The sequence below is a fragment of the Bifidobacterium felsineum genome, from assembly GCF_002802915.1.
GTDB lineage: Bacteria > Actinomycetota > Actinomycetes > Actinomycetales > Bifidobacteriaceae > Bifidobacterium > Bifidobacterium felsineum.
This window is the reverse complement of sequence record NZ_PEBJ01000005.1, coordinates 81,820-99,761: the sequence shown is the minus strand read 5'-3', so window position 1 is coordinate 99,761 and position 17,942 is coordinate 81,820. Positions and strand designations below refer to the sequence as shown.

The 17,942-nt window shown below is 53.9% G+C and carries 14 protein-coding genes; 9 read left to right on the top strand and 5 right to left on the bottom strand.

Features of this window, described 5'->3' with window-relative positions:
• The first annotated feature begins 2 nt into the window (after positions 1-2).
• The 3 genes from CSQ86_RS08770 to CSQ86_RS09740 are packed head-to-tail and all read left to right on the top strand — an operon-like array spanning position 3 to position 3,583.
• Positions 3-1,250 carry a rhamnosyltransferase WsaF family glycosyltransferase gene (locus CSQ86_RS08770; RefSeq protein ID WP_100494757.1) on the top strand — a complete coding sequence of 416 codons (1,248 nt, stop codon included), beginning with the start codon at positions 3-5 and terminating at the stop codon, positions 1,248-1,250.
• Entirely contained in the window at positions 1,243-2,241 is a 999-nt protein-coding gene (locus tag CSQ86_RS08765; RefSeq protein WP_100494756.1) for a glycosyltransferase family 2 protein, read from the top strand. The genes CSQ86_RS08770 and CSQ86_RS08765 overlap by 8 nt, the downstream gene beginning before the upstream one ends.
• Before the next feature lie 28 nt (positions 2,242-2,269).
• Positions 2,270-3,583: a hypothetical protein gene (locus CSQ86_RS09740; protein WP_133119278.1), complete on the top strand. Its 1,314-nt coding sequence runs from the start codon at positions 2,270-2,272 to the stop codon at positions 3,581-3,583.
• 159 nt (positions 3,584-3,742) lie between these two features.
• Here the strand turns inward: CSQ86_RS09740 and CSQ86_RS08755 are convergent, their stop codons facing one another.
• Positions 3,743-4,774 (bottom strand): glycosyltransferase family 2 protein, encoded by a 1,032-nt coding sequence (locus CSQ86_RS08755; RefSeq protein ID WP_100494754.1) that lies wholly within the window; start codon positions 4,772-4,774, stop codon positions 3,743-3,745.
• A gap of 389 nt (positions 4,775-5,163) precedes the next feature.
• On the opposite strand from CSQ86_RS08755, the gene glf reads away from it, so the two are divergent.
• Complete coding sequence (gene glf / locus CSQ86_RS08750; RefSeq protein WP_100494753.1) at positions 5,164-6,342, top strand: UDP-galactopyranose mutase; 1,179 nt, start codon at positions 5,164-5,166, stop codon at positions 6,340-6,342.
• 137 nt (positions 6,343-6,479) lie between these two features.
• Here glf and CSQ86_RS08745 read toward each other — a convergent pair whose 3' ends face one another.
• The gene (locus CSQ86_RS08745; protein WP_100494752.1) at positions 6,480-7,838 is read right to left on the bottom strand and encodes an RNA-binding domain-containing protein; all 1,359 of its coding nucleotides are present in this window, start codon (positions 7,836-7,838) and stop codon (positions 6,480-6,482) included.
• Between the two features lie 296 nt (positions 7,839-8,134).
• Here CSQ86_RS08745 and CSQ86_RS08740 point away from each other — a divergent pair, with 296 nt between their 5' ends.
• The gene (locus CSQ86_RS08740) at positions 8,135-8,734 is read left to right on the top strand and encodes a DUF4190 domain-containing protein (RefSeq protein WP_100494751.1); all 600 of its coding nucleotides are present in this window, start codon (positions 8,135-8,137) and stop codon (positions 8,732-8,734) included.
• 107 nt (positions 8,735-8,841) lie between these two features.
• Entirely contained in the window at positions 8,842-9,663 is an 822-nt protein-coding gene (locus CSQ86_RS08735; RefSeq protein ID WP_033889922.1) for a fumarylacetoacetate hydrolase family protein, read from the top strand.
• Positions 9,664-9,884: 221 nt separating this feature from the next.
• On the opposite strand, the gene CSQ86_RS08730 is transcribed toward CSQ86_RS08735, so the two are convergent.
• Positions 9,885-10,814 carry an AEC family transporter gene (locus CSQ86_RS08730; protein ID WP_100494750.1) on the bottom strand — a complete coding sequence of 310 codons (930 nt, stop codon included), beginning with the start codon at positions 10,812-10,814 and terminating at the stop codon, positions 9,885-9,887.
• Between the two features lie 263 nt (positions 10,815-11,077).
• On the opposite strand from CSQ86_RS08730, the gene clpB reads away from it, so the two are divergent.
• From clpB to CSQ86_RS08715, 3 genes are all read left to right on the top strand, one after another.
• A complete protein-coding gene (clpB, locus tag CSQ86_RS08725; protein WP_100494749.1) occupies positions 11,078-13,747 on the top strand; it encodes an ATP-dependent chaperone ClpB in 2,670 nt (889 codons plus the stop codon).
• 364 nt (positions 13,748-14,111) lie between these two features.
• Positions 14,112-15,125 carry a tRNA glutamyl-Q(34) synthetase GluQRS gene (gene gluQRS / locus CSQ86_RS08720; protein WP_165773821.1) on the top strand — a complete coding sequence of 338 codons (1,014 nt, stop codon included), beginning with the start codon at positions 14,112-14,114 and terminating at the stop codon, positions 15,123-15,125.
• Between the two features lie 107 nt (positions 15,126-15,232).
• Positions 15,233-16,342 carry a glycerophosphodiester phosphodiesterase family protein gene (locus tag CSQ86_RS08715; protein ID WP_100494747.1) on the top strand — a complete coding sequence of 370 codons (1,110 nt, stop codon included), beginning with the start codon at positions 15,233-15,235 and terminating at the stop codon, positions 16,340-16,342.
• 147 nt (positions 16,343-16,489) lie between these two features.
• Here CSQ86_RS08715 and rlmH read toward each other — a convergent pair whose 3' ends face one another.
• A complete protein-coding gene (gene rlmH / locus CSQ86_RS08710; protein ID WP_100494746.1) occupies positions 16,490-16,969 on the bottom strand; it encodes a 23S rRNA (pseudouridine(1915)-N(3))-methyltransferase RlmH in 480 nt (159 codons plus the stop codon).
• 320 nt (positions 16,970-17,289) lie between these two features.
• Positions 17,290-17,931, bottom strand: coding sequence for a uracil phosphoribosyltransferase (gene upp, locus CSQ86_RS08705; protein ID WP_100494745.1), 642 nt, complete (start codon positions 17,929-17,931; stop codon positions 17,290-17,292).
• Between the last annotated feature and the right edge of the window lie 11 nt (positions 17,932-17,942).

The window sequence follows — 17,942 nt, the reverse complement described above, 5'->3', positions numbered from 1 at the left end:
ATATGAGATATATTGTAGCTTTTTTCCAGTATCTTCGACATAATGGGCTAAAAGTAGCAGTGGCTCGTACTTTTAGTTTCGTCAAACGTAAAATCAAACGTACTCCCGTGGTCCAAAATGTTGTTGTCAAGCGTCCTATTGACGTGATGACGTCTGCTGAGGATGTTGTAGCAGCAGATTTTGTCGCTCATCCGTATCAAGCGCCTGCCAAGGTAGCGAAAGATAAACTCAATATCGGTTGGGTATTGTCTCCTATCAGCATTGGCAGCGGCGGTCAGCATACCATTGCGCGTTTTGCCAAGTCTCTGCAAGAACGTGGCCATAATGTCACATTCTTTATCTATGAGAGCATTGCTAAGCAGCCTGCAGAATACTCGCATCAGCTACTCAAAGAGCATTTTGATATTGATGTGAAATGTGTGCCGGTTAAAGATATCGACAAGATTGATCTCGACGTATTGTTTGCCACCGGCTGGGAAACCGCATATCCGGTATTCAACATGAAAACCAATGCGCACAAGATGTATTTTGTGCAGGACTATGAGCCGCTCTTCTACGGCATGGGATCTAAGTCAGTCCTTGCTGAAAACACCTATCGCTTCGGTTTCTATGGCGTAACTGCTGGCCGTTGGCTGACCAAGAAGGTCGGTGAATTCGATATGCCAGCTGATTATTTCGATTTTGGCGCAGATCTTGATATTTACAAGCCGAAGAGCCAAACATCTAAAAAGAAGCAGATCTGTTTCTACGGCCGCCCGGTTACTGAGCGTCGTGCTTTTGAAATCGGCGTGCTCGCATTAGCTAAGTTCCACCAGATGCATCCCGACTACAACATCGTGTTCTTCGGATGGGATGTATCTGACTACGACATTCCGTTCCCCTACGAGAATCGTGGCATCGTCAACCCGACCCAGCTTGCACAGATTTACCATGAGTCTGAGGCATGCCTTGTGCTTTCTCTGACCAACGCGTCTCTTCTACCGCTTGAGCTGCTCGCCGCAGGCTGTGTGCCGGTAATGAATGACGGCGACAATAATCGCATGGTCATAGGCGAGAACCCGGATATCGTATATACGCTCGATTCTCCGATTGAACTGGCTCACGGACTCGATGAGGTTGTTAACGATCCAGATATTGAAGCCCGTTGCAGGCGCATCTCCAAGCGAGCGGAAAGCTCCTCTTGGGATGCCTCGTACGATAAGTTCGAACAAATAATTCTCCGAGAGGCCACCACTCAGCATCATGACTGATATCAAAGCCACTGTTTTTATTCCCACGTATTACGGCGAAGACAATTTGGATGAGTTATTCACCGCGCTGTCCACGCAGAAAGTTGGTTTCGAATACGAAATTCTGGTGATTGATACCAGTTCCAAGGACCGTACTCCTGAGATTATCAAGTCTTGGGAGCCAAAGTTCAAACATTTCCGGTATGAGACCATTACCAAGCCGGAATTCTCGCATGGCCGAGTACGCCAGCAGGCGGCTGAGAAGGCTCGTGGCGAATATGTTGTCTACCTCACTCAGGATGCGACGCCAGCTCATGACCGATGGCTGTATGAAATCATTCAGCCTCTAGAACGTTTCCCCCAGGTTGTTGGTGTCATGGGCAAGCAGGACCCCCGTACTACTGCGTTGCCGCTGCTGAAAGAGGAAATCATTCGTACCTTCAAGCAGTTTGGGCCGGACTTTGGCACTACGCTGTTTTATGAGGATGATTTTATTGATTCGCAGCAGCTGTTCGATTTGGTAACGTTCTATTCCGACGTGAACTCCGCCGCACGTAAGTCTGTGTTGCTTGGTGATGTGCCGTATCAAGACATTCCATATGCCGAAGACCAGAAATTTGGTGAAGATCTTATTCGTCATGGTTATATGAAAGCGTACGCGCCGCGTGCAAACGTATGGCATACGAATGAAATCAAACTTCGTGACTATAAGAAGCGTATGTTCGACGAAATTGTTGGTGTCCGTCGTGTGGGTAAAACGATGGATCCGATTTCTATCCTGTTTGTCATTAAACAAGTCATTCGAGCTGTAACACTAGGAAGTCTGTTCATTCTGAAAGATCACCAGTATACGTGGAAGCGCAAGCTCTATTGGTTGGCTCTCAATCCGCTGTTTGTTATTGAAAAGTGGAAAGGCGTCCGTGCTGCAATTGCCGTTGATCTGGACGATGAACAAACGATTGTAAAGCAGTCGTTGGAAAGTAATGAGGCAATTGCTCACGGGAAGCAATGATTTCGTCGTGATGAAAAGGATGAGGATAATGAAAAAACTTGATAATTTCCTCAGGCGGTGGCCCATAACGGTTTTACCACTATTATGGGTACTATTCTCAATACTGAATGTGCTTGTAAATTGTATTCCAGATCGGTTGGTAAAAGGATCTATTGCGTCAGGGATCGCCCAGATAAAAACAGAAGGGGCACACCCATGGATTTTCTTCACACCGCAAAGTCAACTTGATAGTTTTACTGATAGCATTATGCTGCAGCAGTCGCAAAGAACGAGTAATTGGAATGCGGTAACAGCATATTTTACTAATCGAGAAAAATGGGTGAGTTTGGAAAGTAGCGCTATGCATAATCCGGTTTATGCCGCTTTCGCAAATCAAGGATATCCCAGATACTGGCACGGATATGCTATTATTTTAAAACCATTACTAGTTTTTTTCAATTATAGTGCTATCCGTATTATTTCTTTTATTATTTTAGCTTTCTTAATTTGTATTGCTTTTGGCGTTGTAAAAGAAAGATTCGGAATCATCGCTGCTCTTTGTTTTACAACTACGCTGTCTCTGATTAATATATTTGTTGTACCGATGTCGTTGGTGTTTAGTCCTGTTACATATATTACATTGTCTAGTATATGTATGATTCGGATTTTTGATTCACAAGATTATCGTGTTCTTGCTTTCATGGTAGTTGGTGCAATCACCAACTATGTTGATTTTTTGACATTCCCTCTTCTGACACTTTGTATTCCGCTCATTTTTTGCGTGATGCATGATGCGTTATATGCTACAACAACTTCATTCCGTCGTTTCTTTACAGTTATTTATTCTAGTTTAATGTGGCTAATTGGATATTCTTCAACATGGATAATGAAATGGGTTATTTCTAGTCTTGTTATCCGTGAGAATGTCATTTCAGATGCAATTCACAGTATTATGGTTAGAAGTGATACCGGTGGAGTTAATGAGGCTCATGGTGTGACTTTTAATAAAGTGGAGATTATTCAAAATAACTATAACTGCATTATGAGTAACGTGCCGAAAAGAATGGTTTTCCTTTTCTTCTTTGTAATTGTTTCTCTGCTGTACCTGAAGTTCATAAAAGAAGGGGGCAATATTAGAATATTTGGAAGTAATATATTGTCAGGGCTTCCCGTTCTGCTTATTGGTGTCGCTCCTATTGTGTGGTATGCAGTTTTAGCAAATCATTCCGCAATTCATATGGAATTTTATGCATATAAAGATTCTGCAATTACTGTCATGAGTCTTTTAATGTTTATTGTTCTCATGTTTGCTTCTCCGAAAATAAAGAATCAACATCAAGATATTAACTTTAAAAATGGTTGATATTTATATAGGGATGTTGCTTTATAAAACTTGTTAGAGTTTGGTAAAAATTTTATAATTTGCGATTCCTATTGGGGCTGATTTTCGTACATAAGATAGGTATTGTATAAGATAGGTATTATGTAATCATGGAGTGATTGTGCAATACCTATCTTATGTTTATTTCATATTCTTAATTCGCCTATCGTAAATGGCTTTTTCCGATAGGCGAATTTGGCGTATCATTGCGCATTTGATTCTGTTTGAATTAGAGAGTTGTCTAATAAGCTCTTGAACAAGAATTTTATCGGATTCATATTGCTGATGATTGTGCGGTTCTTGTATGTGTGGAGCCTTCGCTTCGGCGTGGAATTCACTGACTAGTGTGTAGTAGCTGCGCATTGGTGGTACATCATGATCGAGACAGAGTCGGAAATTCTCGGTTGCGGCAGTGACATGGTCATGATGGAAGGAGAAGTCGCGTTTCTGATGCGTTACAGACTCTGAGCGCTGCAGCCAGTTATAGAGATTAATATCGATGTCCGCGACCGTATTCATCCGAACGTATAGCTTTCCTGCAATCGCTGTATCCTGTGCGTACATGCCTTCCGGGAAGCGAATGCCGTCCCACAGTTCGCGCTTGTACAGGCGGCACCAGTTGGCTTCGTTGAAGTAGCGGGCCTCGGTATTGCGACCGAGTTTATCGCCAATCAGACGCAGGCTCTTGCAGAATACAGTTTGGTAGGCGGCGAGCGGATGCTCGAACACGGTGATCTTGCCGGGCGCTTCAGCGCCGGATGCGGCCTCCTGAGCCACGGTTTCCAGCTGGGAGACGCCGAACTGACGCCAGCGGGCCTTGCTCATATCAGCTCCGGTGCTTACGAGTGCGTGCAGCAGATACTCGATGTTGCGGCGGTCGAGGATGTCGTCGTTGTCCGAGAATGCGATGTATTCGCCATGCGCCGCGTCTAGGCCGGCGTTCTGCGCCTTCGAGATGCCACCATTCGTCTGGTGAATCACCTTCACTCGTGGATCCTTCGCGGCGTACGCGTCGCAAATGGCAGGGCTGGAGTCCTTGGCCCCATCATCCACCAGAATCACTTCCAGATTCGTATACGACTGCCCCAGAATCGAATCCACGCAGTAATGCAGGTAATCCTCGGCGTTATACACCGGCACAATAATGGAGACGAGCGGTTGGGACTGCGGCATAAGTTCCTCTGGTAATTCTCTGTTGATGTGGACATTCTCAGTATCGCACGATTATTCATCGTGATGTGTTTTGGCAATATAGGATGTAATGCCGCGGTGCAGCTGAGTTTGCGTCGTTTAGGTCCCGGCGTTACAAACTACTGTCTATTGCAAATAATTGACATATATGGCAAATATATTTAATAGAACCGCTATGTGCGCTTGATTTTGTCATCGTAGATGGTGTGGTCGCAATCCTTGGCTCTGCCATTCACCATTTCCAGATTGTGTGTGGTTGCCTAGGATTGAATCCGTTCGACGTGTATACGAGTAGTATTGATATGACTTGTGTTGTGAATGCTGAATATGCGCATCACTACGGAGGCTTTGACTTTAAAGGGAAAACGAATATGACCGAATCAATCGAATACCCAGATCTGGTAATTGTCGGTGCGGGACTGTTTGGCCTGACTGTGGCGCAGCAGGCGGTGGAGCATGCGGGCGTTCGCGTGCACATCATCGACGTGCGCGACCACATCGGCGGTAACGCGTACTCGTACTTCGACCCGGAGACGGGCGCGGAGATTCACCGGTACGGTGCGCACCTTTTCCATACATCCAACAAGCGCGTGTGGGAGTATGTGAACCGCTTCACCTCATTCACCAATTACGTGCACCGCGTGTACGCCACGCATGACGGCGAGGTCTATCCGCTGCCGATCAACCTCGGCACCATCAACCAGTTCTTCCACGCGCATTACACGCCGGCCGAGGCGCAGAAGCTGATTGCCGAGCAGGCTGGCGAGCTGGCCGGTACCGACCCGGAGAACCTGAATGACAAGGGCATTCAGCTCATCGGCCGTCCGCTGTACGAGGCGTTCATCAAGAACTACACGGGCAAGCAGTGGCAGACCGATCCTGCTGAGCTGCCGGCCTCGATCATCAAGCGACTGCCGGTCCGCTTCAACTACGACAACCGTTATTTCAAGGACACGTGGGAGGGCCTGCCCGCGGACGGCTACACCAAGTGGTTCGAGCGTATGATCGACGATCCGCGCATCACCGTGGAGCTCGGCGTGGACTTCTTCGACGAGTCCCAGCCGTACAACAAGAAGGCCCTGCAGGCCGCCGGCATCCCGGTGGTGTATACGGGCCCGATCGACCGCTACTTCGACTATGAGCTCGGCGACCTCAAGTGGCGCACGGTGGACTTCAAGGAGGTTCGTTACGACGAGGGCGATCACTTCGGCTGCCCGGTGATGAACTTCTCCGACGCCGACGTGCCGTACACCCGCGCCATAGAGTTCAAGAACTTCAACCCGGAGCGCGCGGATCAGCAGAACCCGGACAAGACCGTGGTGTGGGAGGAGTACAGCCGCTTCGCCGAGCGCGGCGACGAGCCGTACTACCCGATCAACACGGACGCGGACAAGACGCTGTACGCGCAGTATGAGGCGAAGACCGCCGCTGAGCCGAAGACCGTGTTTGGCGGGCGTCTTGGCACGTACAAGTACTACGACATGCACCAGGTCATCGACACCGCCCTGACCGCATACGAAGAACAAGTCGCCCCGCTGCTCGCGAAGTAGTCTGGGCTGATTAGGCGCACTCTATTCACTCTATTATTGAACGCGCCTAGTCAATACGTCGTTTTCCGGGGGCGTCGCTAAACAATGAAGTTTGCGTGGCCCCCAGAATTCATCGTAGAAAGACCTGTTGCGCAGATTCAGCAAACGGACTGATAACTCGTATGCGGCCCGTTCCCTGTACGTGTCAGCAGTTTCTTGCCGACTAGGGCGTTAATGATCTTTATTGCAGTCGATTGAGAGACTCCGGTTACCGACTGCGCCTGTCTGCGAGTAATGCTGCCATGCTCTTTGGCGTAGTCAAGAATCTGCTGTTGCTTTATTGGCAGATTCGCAGTTCGTGTCGGAGTGACTCCTTGCGTAATGGCTTGTGCAGATGAAGTTTGCACTGGGCTGACAGCATTGTCACGTTGATGCTTAGGAAGAATGAGCCGGAATGCGTGGTCGCTGATATCGAACGCGGGTTGGATGGTTTCGTTCTTATAGTCACCCATAATTCTGCGAATGCCAGTGCCATATGCTTCAACTAGCTTGAGGCGATAGAAAACGTTGGCCAATTTGGGATTGCGCTGTGAGGAAATTCCGTTCATCATGTCCGCGCGGGTAAAGTTCTCGGGCAGCCCACCAAGGTTCATAAACTCCATGTGGTTGCTGAAAACGCTAATAAGAGCCGGGCCTGAAAGGCCATAATCGCGGTGAACAATGAGATTCAGTATTGCTTCGCGTAATGCCAGTGGTGAATACTCGTAGTTATCTACACGCCGCATAGTCGCATCCATATATGAATGCACCGCATTGTGTCGCGATATGAATTCGCTGACTTGGCCGAATTGGGTAAGCAGCGAGCCTGTGAATTCTTGCCTGTTCAGAAAAACTTCCTTGACTTCGTCGGCAAACACGGCTGCTTTGATTGAAGCAGTGCATTGATCGGAGAGCAACCAAGCCAGATTGGTATAGACTCCATCTGCATTGATCATCCCGAGTGTTCGTTGCGCTTGTGGCGTAAACGGTAGTGCCGCATCGGCGAACGCTGCCTGAGCCGCGGTGAAAGTAAGCTCCTGGTTAAGGGAGACTGCGTTTTCAAATGAGTCGCCCGCTGTCTGTTTGATCATGTCGATAATGGCCGTCTCAGAGGCGGGGATGGATGCAGCCCCTGAACGAATATATACGCCAGCGGGTCGAATCCCTTTATCGGCTAGATAATAAGGGCGGTGGGCGCCGCGTTGTATATGCACGGCTACGACTGGTGTGTTGCGGATGCTTTCGTTCTTGACGGAGACGAAACTCATTACGTCAGGTCGAATGCCGTCAGAAATTGCTTGTGTTGCTCGACGCATGGTCTCGTCGATGTTGCTGACTCCAGTCACATCTCCGTTGTCCTCAATGCCGATGTAGATGGTTCCTCCGTCAGTGTTGGCAAATGCGACGGCCGATCGCTTGGCCCCATCGACCCATGTGCGCTTGAATTCCAGATGTGGGCCTTCGACTAATCCTGCCATCGTAGTGCTTTCTGCCAGTATCTTATCGCTATCTTCTATCTTATCGTATCTTATCTTCTATCTTATCGCGAGAGAGTGTTAGATACGGTAGATGCGCTGGTGGGGATTGGGGGACGCCTATGTCCCACTATGATTTGTGGTGTGCTGTAATTCGTTGCCTTGTAAGTATCTAATTTCAACTGTACTTACAATTGTGAGCTTTTATGGCGTTGGGTATGCTGGTGCTGAATGGCGATTGCGCACAAAGAAGCGCGGCGATATGAGGTGCCGGATGTGTTTTATGGAAGGGGAATTCGATGAGCGAGCTGAATGAGCGTGAAAACTTGGGCGAGACTTCTGGCGAAGGGCGTCAGGCCGAAGCTCAGAATCCGCAAAGCGAAGCAACTGCGAATAGTGCATCTCCGCAAGCGGGGCAGTATACGAATCCGGGTATGCCGCAGGGTAATCCGTACGTTGATCCGTACAATGCTTATGCCAATCCCCGCATCGCCCAGCGATACAACAGCTTTGCCGTGGGCGGTTTCGTTGCGTCATTCTTTGTCTCGATAATCGGCATTGTGTTGAGCGTCATTGGTTTGAGTGAAATTAAAAAGCAGGGCGGCAAAGGCCGCGGACTTGCTATTGCCGGAATAGTCATTGGCACGGTCAAAATCATCGCTGAAATCATTCTGATTATTGTTGTGATTATCGGCGCGGTTTCCTGGATCGAGCAAGAGTCTCGCAACGGTGGGCTGGATGGTTACTCATATGAGTACAACTTCGGGGATTTCGACAATGGCCATAACGGCAATCGTGACCACAGTACCGATGGACATGACCACGGTGATTTTGATGACTTTGATGATCTGTTCGGATATCAGTATCAAGGTGATAACACTGCTGCCGCTTTCGCATAAGCGGCGAACTGATTTGTGCTTCTGTGCTTTGCGATGCGGGGCAATAAAAGTACGTTTCGTGCAAAATTCGTCATGCCGGCCCGAAGTGCCGTAGTAGTGTTGGCCCTATGAGACTCGCACGATTTTCTTTGAATGATGCGCCGCGCTATGCCTTCGTGCAGAAGGACCCGGTTGACGGCAAGGATTACCTCATCGAACTGGACGGTCACCCGCTGGCCGGCGACCAGGTCAAGCCCACGGGCAATCGTTACGCGGTGGATGCGGACGGTGTGCGCCTACTCGCCCCGGTCATTCCTTCCAAGGTGTACGGTCTGGCCAAGAACTACGAGGCACACGCGCAGTTCATGCACGAAGCCGGCCACTCCGAGATCGCGCACGCGCCGGAGAACATGGTCATCTTCACCAAGCCGTCCACCTCGGTGATCGGCCCGGATGACCCGATTGTGTACCCGGCATGCTCCAAAGACATGAACTTCGAGCCGGAAGTGGCTGTGGTGATGGGTCGCATCGCCAAGAACGTGCCGGTTGAGAAGGCTATGGATTACGTGCTTGGCTTCACCTGCGTCAACGACGTGACATTGCGCGACCTGCAGGGCCTTGACCCGACCTGGACCCGCGCCAAAGGCTTCGATACGTCCTGCCCGCTCGGTCCGTGGATTGTGATGCGCGACGACCTCGACTGGAAGGATGCGAAGATCTCCTTCACGCTGAACGGTGAGGATGTGCCGATGGCATCCGGTACCACCGCGAACCTGATTCACGGCATCCCAGAGCAAATCGCCGCGATTTCCTCGTTCTCGACGCTGCTGCCGGGCGACGTGATCATGACCGGTACGCCGAATGCGTCCGGACATCTCGACCCGGGCGACGAGACCATCGTGCATGTGGAAGGCATCGGCGACCTGCGCAACGTGATCGTGCGTGCCTAATTTTGTTTGCCCGTATGGCATCGTGGGCGGCTTAAGGGGCAGTAGCTGCGCGTCCGAACGGACGTGGTGTGCAGTTACTGCCCCTTTTGTGTGCTGAACAGGCAGCAACTGTGCGAGGGACTCGTCAATCCGCGCAGTTACTGCCTGAAAGAGGTCTGGAATCGGCAGTATCTGCGCGTGGGTTGTGTCCGCCCGCGCAGATACTGCCAGCCAGCCGTCCGTTACGCCCCCGGCAGCACCGCATGCAGGGCGGTCATCACCACCAGGCTGATGATGGCGGTCACGGTGAGTGAGAAACCGGCGAGTTTGGCGTTGCCGGTGAGTGAATCGGTGAACTTGGTGGAGAAGATCGTGATCGGGGCGAAGGAGCCCAACACGATGATCTCGCGGATGCGCATGTCGAACGGCAGCAGGAACCAGGCGGCCACGGCGATGATCGCGCCGAAGACCATGCGCCAGCCAATCACTTTGAGCAGTTCCATGCGATCCTTGCGGTTGTCCGGAATCTCCATCATCAGGCCGATCATCGCCATCGCACAGAAGGCGTTGGCATTGGCGAACGGGGTGATCAGCGTCACGATAGGCTGCGGGATCGTGATGTGCAGGAACATGAACACCAGCATCAGCATGTAGATATCGAACGAAATCGAACCCAGGAAATCGCGGGCGATATTGCGGATGCGCAGAATCATCGGCAGTGATTTGAAATTTTCGTCCATCTTGAGCAGCGTGCGCGTGATGGTCAGGGATCCGGCGGTGGCCACGGTGGCGTTGCCGATATCGAGCATGATGATCGGCAGGCCGGCGCTCGCGCCCATGAATGTCTGCACCACGGGCAGGCAGAATGCGCCGAGGTTCAGGCCTGAGGCGTTGAGCATTTGGAAGGCGCGATAGTTGCGTTCGTCGCCATGCGAGCCGAAATACACGATGAACAGCGGAATCGCGCAGGCGAAGAAGCCAAACAGCACGATCCACAGCATGCGCATGTCGTGCTTGTTGGTGGCGAACGAGAGGATGATCGCGCACGGCAGCGTCAGATTGAATACCAGGCCTTGGGCCACCTTGTAGCTTTGCTCGGTGAACACGTGGAGGTGCTTGAGCAGATAGGGGCCGATGATGGCGAGCAGCAGCGCGCCGGATTGGAAAATCATGAAGCTTCTTCTTGTCCCTCGGAAAAGAGTGCGCCGCATGCCGTTGCTGGTGCGGATACTGACGCGCGAACGATGCCCACAATAGGAGCTGCCGTGCTCAATTCAAAACTTGAGTCACCTTCACTCAAGTTTTGGGAATAGAATAGGGCGTAGGTCGGTTGAACGAATCAGAACATGACACGAATGCTTGCCTGCTGGTGCGCAGCGGATGTTGATGCTGTCACCGCAGGCGGGCATACAAGAAGACTTTGGAGGAACACATCATGGAACAGAAGTTCACCACCATGGCCCAAGAGGCCGTCGGCGACGCGATTCAGAGTGCGTCCGCCGCTGGAAACGCGCAGGTTGAGACCCTGCATGTGATGGATGCGCTGCTGCGTCAGGAAAACGGCGTGGTGCGCTCGCTGATCGAGGCCGCAGGTGGCAATGCGCAAGCCATCGGTGCCGCCGTGCGTAACGCGTTGGTCGCACTGCCGAGCGCATCCGGTTCCACTACTTCGCAGCCGCAAGCCAGCCGTCAGCTGACCGCCGCCATAGCCCAGGCTGAGAAGGAAATGCAGCAGATGGGCGACGAATATGTCTCCACTGAGCACCTGCTCATCGGCATCGCAGCCAGCAAGCCGAACCAGTCGGCTGAAATCCTGGAGAAGAACGGTGTGACCGCAGCCGCACTGCGCAAGGCTGTGCCGAGCGTACGCGGTGGCGCGAAGGTCACCAGCCCGGATGCGGAAGGTTCATACAAGGCTCTGGAGAAGTACTCCACCGACCTGACCGCCGCCGCCAAGGAAGGAAAGCTTGACCCGGTGATCGGCCGCGATCAGGAGATTCGCCGTGTGATTCAGATTTTGAGCCGTCGTACCAAGAACAACCCGGTGCTGATCGGCGAGCCTGGCGTGGGCAAGACCGCAGTCGTGGAAGGTCTGGCCCAGCGTATCGTGGCCGGCGATGTGCCGACTACCCTGCAGGGCAAGAAGCTGATTTCGCTCGATCTGGGCTCGATGGTGGCCGGTTCCAAGTACCGTGGCGAATTCGAGGAGAGGCTTAAGGCCGTCCTGAACGAAATCAAGAACGCCAACGGTCAGATCATCACGTTCATCGATGAGATTCACACCATCGTGGGCGCGGGTGCCGCCGAGGGCTCAATGGACGCCGGCAACATGCTGAAGCCTATGCTGGCCCGTGGCGAGCTGCGCCTGATTGGTGCGACCACGCTGGACGAGTACCGTGAGAACATCGAGAAGGACCCGGCTCTGGAGCGCAGGTTCCAGCAGGTGTTCGTGGGCGAGCCGTCCGTGGAAGACACCATCGCCATTCTGCGTGGTCTGAAGCAGCGCTACGAGGCGCACCACAAGGTCACCATCGGTGATGATGCGCTGGTCGCCGCCGCAACGCTGTCCAACCGTTACATTTCCGGCCGTCAGCTGCCTGATAAGGCCATCGATTTGGTCGATGAGGCCGCCGCACACCTGCGTATGGAACTTGATTCCTCCCCGGAGGAGATCGATGAGCTTCAGCGCAAGGTGACTCGTCTTGAGATGGAGGAGATGCAGCTCAAGAAGGCTGAGGATCCAGCATCCAAGGAGCGCTTGGGCAAGCTGCAGGCCGAACTCGCGGACACCCGTGAGAAGCTCAGCGGTCTCAAGGCGCGTTGGGATGCGGAACAGGCCGGCCACAACAAGGTGGGAGACCTGCGTGCCAAGCTCGATGACCTCAGGGTGCAGGCGGACAAGTTCACCCGTGAAGGCAACCTAGCCGAAGCCTCCAAGATCCTCTACGGTGAGATTCCTTCCATCCAGAAGGAACTTGCCGCTGCCGAGAACGCGGACGCCGAATCCAAGGGTACTGGTTCCACCGACCCGGCTCAGGAGCCGATGGTCCCGGACCGTGTGGACGCCGACTCCGTGGCTGAGATCGTGTCCGACTGGACAGGCATCCCTGTGGGCCGTTTGATGCAGGGCGAGAACGAGAAGCTCCTGCACATGGAGGACTACCTCGGCAAGCGCGTGATTGGCCAGAAAGAGGCCATTCAGGCTGTGTCTGACGCTGTGCGTCGTTCGCGTGCCGGCATCTCCGACCCGAACCGCCCGACAGGTTCGTTCCTGTTCCTCGGTCCGACCGGTGTGGGCAAGACCGAGCTGGCCAAGGCGCTCGCGGACTTCCTGTTCGACGACGAGAAGGCCATGGTGCGTATCGACATGTCCGAGTACATGGAGAAGGCGTCCGTGTCTCGTCTGATCGGTGCCGCGCCTGGTTACGTGGGTTACGAGCAGGGCGGTCAGCTGACCGAGGCCGTGCGTCGTCGTCCATACTCCGTCGTGTTGTTCGATGAGGTTGAGAAGGCCAACCCGGAGATCTTCGACGTGCTGCTGCAGGTGCTCGATGATGGCCGCTTGACCGATGGCCAGGGCAGGACCGTGGACTTCAAGAACACGATCCTGATCATGACCTCCAACCTGGGCTCGCAGTTCCTCGTGAACGAAGACCTGGACGCGGACGCCAAGAAGAAGGCCGTGATGGACGCGGTCCATATGAACTTCAAGCCGGAGTTCCTCAACCGTCTGGACGACATCGTGATGTTCCATCCGCTCACCCGCGAGGAGCTGGGCGGCATTGTGGACATCCAGGTCAACAGCGTGGCCCAGCGCCTGACCGATCGTCGTATCACGCTCGACGTGACCGATTCGGCTCGCGAATGGCTCGCCAACACCGGCTACGACCCGGCGTATGGCGCTCGTCCGCTGCGCCGCTTGGTGCAGACCGAGGTTGGCGACCAGCTGGCACGTATGCTGCTGGCCGGCAAGGTCCACGATGGCGACACCGTGCTGGTTGACCAGACCGGCGGCGAGCACTTGGAGCTCTCCGCATGGGCCAGCGATCAGATCATCGGCGATGACCCGGACGTCAAGGTCGGCAACGTCTCCGAAGACAAGTGACGCTGACATAAGTCCTCAGAATGGTGGTTGCGGGTTGCCGCAGCCACCATTTTTTCATGTGCTGTGCGATATCTCGCTTGGCAGGGGTACTTTTCGTGTTGTAAGAATATCTATCTGCGTTGCAAGGGGTACTGCCTTAAGTATTCATCGTCCCCTAATGGCGAAATGACGTTAAGGCGACGGTGTTGATAGATGAGATTCTATGGTTGCGGTACCCCTTACAACGCAGATAGATGTTTGAAGAGTGCGAAATGTACCCCTGCCAAACGAGATAGCATGTATTCCCGCAATGCGTCGGCCAGTACGAGCCTATGAATACTGTGGTCGGGGATTCGAAAACGCTTCGCATGAGAGAGGGATTGCCGTGACCGGACGATTCGCGCCTACGCCTTCGGGTCGCATGCATATTGGCAACGTGTATGCCATGTTGGCAGCATGGCTTTCCGCTCGTTCCCAAGGCGACCGCATGCTGCTGCGCGTCGAGGATGTGGACAAGCCGCGTGTGATTGCAGGCGCGGACCAGCTGATGATGGATGACCTGCGTTGGCTGGGATTCGATTGGGATAATGCCGCCTCACCGATGTATCAGTCCTGCCGCACCGAGCGCTATGAATACGCGTTGGAATGCTTGCGCTCGCAAGGCGTGCTCTACCCATGCTTCTGCTCGCGTACTGATATTCGCGCCGCATCTGCGCCCAATGAGGGCGACGGGTTCATGGTGTACCCCGGAACGTGCCGCCGACTGCTGCACGAACAACCCAAGGAAGTGCAGGCGCGCCTGGCTCGCGGCGACCAGCATTCCATGCGCATTGCCATGCCGCCAAGCTCACCAGACCGTAATGTGTATTTCGATGATTGCGTTTACGGACCGCAGCAATATGATTTGCCGCGCGAAGTCGGCGATTCCGTAATTCGTCGCGCAGACGGATTATTCGGCTACCAGCTCGTCGTAGTCGTTGACGACTTGGACATGGGCGTTGACGATGTTGTTCGCGGGCGTGATTTGCTGCGATCCACCGCACTGCAGATGTGGATTCGGCAGTGTCTACTGGCAGGTGGATTCGAGCCGGAATGTGGCACTGCGATTGCCGATCCTGAATATGCACATCTGCCGCTGATTGACAACGCGGCCGGCCGCCGCCTCGCCAAGCGCGAAAGGTCGCTGGACATGGGAGCCTTGCGCGCCCGTGGAGTCACGCCTGAGCAAATCATTGGCTTCTGTGCCTGGCTGCTGCGACTGCGCCCGACTTCCGAACCGGTCGCTGCATCCGGGCTTTTGGATGATTTCAGCTGGAATCCGTTGCGAGCCAATCATCCCGATCGCGCGCTGGATCCCACGGACCCCAACACTCCGCAGTGGCTGGCGGACGCGCTGTAAGCCGCTGAGTCAATTTCACAGTCACTTTCACAAGAAGTTCATGGACAGCCAGCCTCACGAGGCACCTGTACCGCGGTAATCTGATACCACTAACGGGAAGGATTCCTATGTCTTCAAAACTGTTGAGAAATGTTGTGCTGGCAGGCGTTGCAGCTGCCGGCGCCGCCGCATGGGCTGTGGCTCCACGAACCTTCAATGACAAACGCCGCAACTTCGTGCCGTCCATTCCTGAGGTCTGGTACGCGCACCGCGGCCTGCATGATGCCGGTTCCGGCCTTGTCAATCCGAGCGATGTAGAGGATTACTCCGGCGATAATCCCATCAGTGCCGAAGCTGATAGCGCAAGCAACTCCATCGCCGAGAATGCCGATTACGTGGCGCTGGCCCGTCGTATGGCTATGAAGGCCGGCTATGGCAACCCGGATGTGTCCGGTCCGATTGCGCCTGAGAATTCTTTGGCTGCATTCGCTGCCGCTTGCGAAGCGGGCTATGGCATCGAACTTGATTTGCAGTTGACGCTTGACGGCCAAGTGGTTGTGGTCCACGACGCCGATTTGCTGCGCGTGGCCGGCGATCCGCGCCGCATCGAGGATCTTACTTACGATGAGCTGACTCGTATCCCGCTGTTCCCAGGCTCCAAGCCTGGTGATTTGAAGGCCAAGCCGTTGCCGGGCGCAGACGCGAATCCGCCGCTGGTGGTCACGCCGTCCACTGCACCGGACGGCTACTACCAGCATGTGCCGCTGTTCTCCGACGTGCTCAAGGTGGTTGCCGGCCGTGCTCCGTTGATTGTGGAATACAAGTTCAGCAACAACAGAGCTTGGGACGCTCGCACTGAAGAGCTGATGGAGAAGGGCCACGCGTTGCTGGAATCGTATGACGGCCCGTATGTGATTGAGTCCTTCCACCCTGGTGCTGTGAACTGGTACAAGGAGCATCACCCGGAGGTATGCCGTGGCCAGTTGAGCTGGCCGGCCAAGTTGACTAAGGATGGCCCGGTGGAATGGGCGGCGGGTCTGCTGGCGTTCGATTGGCTGTCTCGTCCTGATTTTGTGGCTTATGACTGGACCGGTGGCGCGTCTCCGCAGGTTCGTCTGGCTCGTGCGATGGGTGCTATGCCGGTGTCTTGGACCGTGCGCAGCAGTGATGAGCTGGCCCAGTGCGATCAGTACTTCGACCGCCACATCTTTGAGGCGTTTGTTCCTGACGCGCAGTGATTCATAGTGCTTGCTACCACAAGCACACTTCCACCGTGTGACAAATCCTCCACGTTGCGGTAATGCAGAATGGCTTTATTCCGACAAAATGGCGTTATGCTACTGCCCTGCAAAACCACACGGTGGAGGAATTGCCACACCGTGGGATCACTTGTGGTACGGCTCACCGGCGTTGATTTTGTAGGCGCGGTAGATCTGCTCAAGCAGAATCACGCGCATCAGCTGATGCGGGAACGTCATTTTCGAGAAGCTGAGTTTGAAGTCGGCGCGGCGCAAAATTGCATCATCAAGGCCGATGGAGCCGCCGATGATCAGTTGGATATGGCTGGTGCCGCGCAGTCCTAAGTCGTTGATTTTGGCGGCAAGTTCCTCGCTGGTGAGCTGCTTGCCTTCGATGGCCAGCGCGACCACGTAGGCATTATCGCGCAAATGTTTGGCGATACGTTCTCCTTCCTTGGCTTTGATTTGCCGTTCGACGCCTTCCGAGGCGTGCTCTGGAGTCTTCTCGTCCGCCACTTCGATGATATTGAGCTTGCAATAGCGGGAAAGACGTTTGGAATACTCGTCGATGGCATCGCGAAGGTATCGTTCCTTCACACGCCCCGGCGCAATAATGTCTATTTGCATACAGTCCTTGAAAACAGGAGACTCCCCTCAGTGAGGGGAGTCAAGTCAGATGTGAACTAGGGGAAGCGTTAACCAATCACGTAGCGGAGTCGACTGATGTGTGCGGAGGCCGACGTTCGAAGCCGAAGGCGCATACGGTTTTTCATAACGAGGAATTGATTAATGCGTGTGTCCTCAAGGCGCATCGAAGGAAGCGGTACAAAGGTACCGCGACTGAGGAGCTGTGCTCAACGCACAGCCTTCGCGGCACAGCCGCTCACTTCGCCTACGGAAAGTCCACAGGACTTTCCGTTTAACGGCTCAGCGCCGAGGACACTCCATTAATCAATTACTCCGTAGAGGCGATCGCCGGCGTCGCCCAACCCCGGCACGATGTAGCACTTGTCGTTGAGCTTCTCGTCGACCGCGCACACCACGACCTTGAAGTCGATAGATGGGTCGATGTGCTCCTCAACGTACTTGATGCCTTCAGGGGCGGCGATGATGTTGATTGCGGTCACATCCTTGGCGCCGCGCTCGGCCAGATAATGCGTGGCGGCGACCAGAGTGCCGCCGGTGGCGAGCATCGGGTCGATCAGGAAGCACTGGCGGCCGGAGAGATCATCAGGCAAACGGTTCGCGTAAGTGATCTGCTGGGTGGGGTGTTCCTCGTCACGCTTCATGCCGAGGAAACCGACTTCAGCGGTCGGAATCAGGCGGGTCATGCCGTCGAGCATGCCGAGACCTGCGCGCAGCACCGGCACGATAATCGGGCGCGGTTCGGCGAGTTTCTTACCGGTCATTGGAGCGACCGGGGTTTCAATCGGCGCAGCTACGACGGTCAAGTCGCGGGTAGCTTCGTAGGCCTCAAGCATCACAAGCTCGGAGACGAGCTCGCGGAAAGTGGAGGAGGGGGTGTTCTTGTCGCGCAGCACGGTGAGCTTGTGCTCGACCAGCGGATGATTCAAAACGTGAAGTTCCATAATTCCTAAGC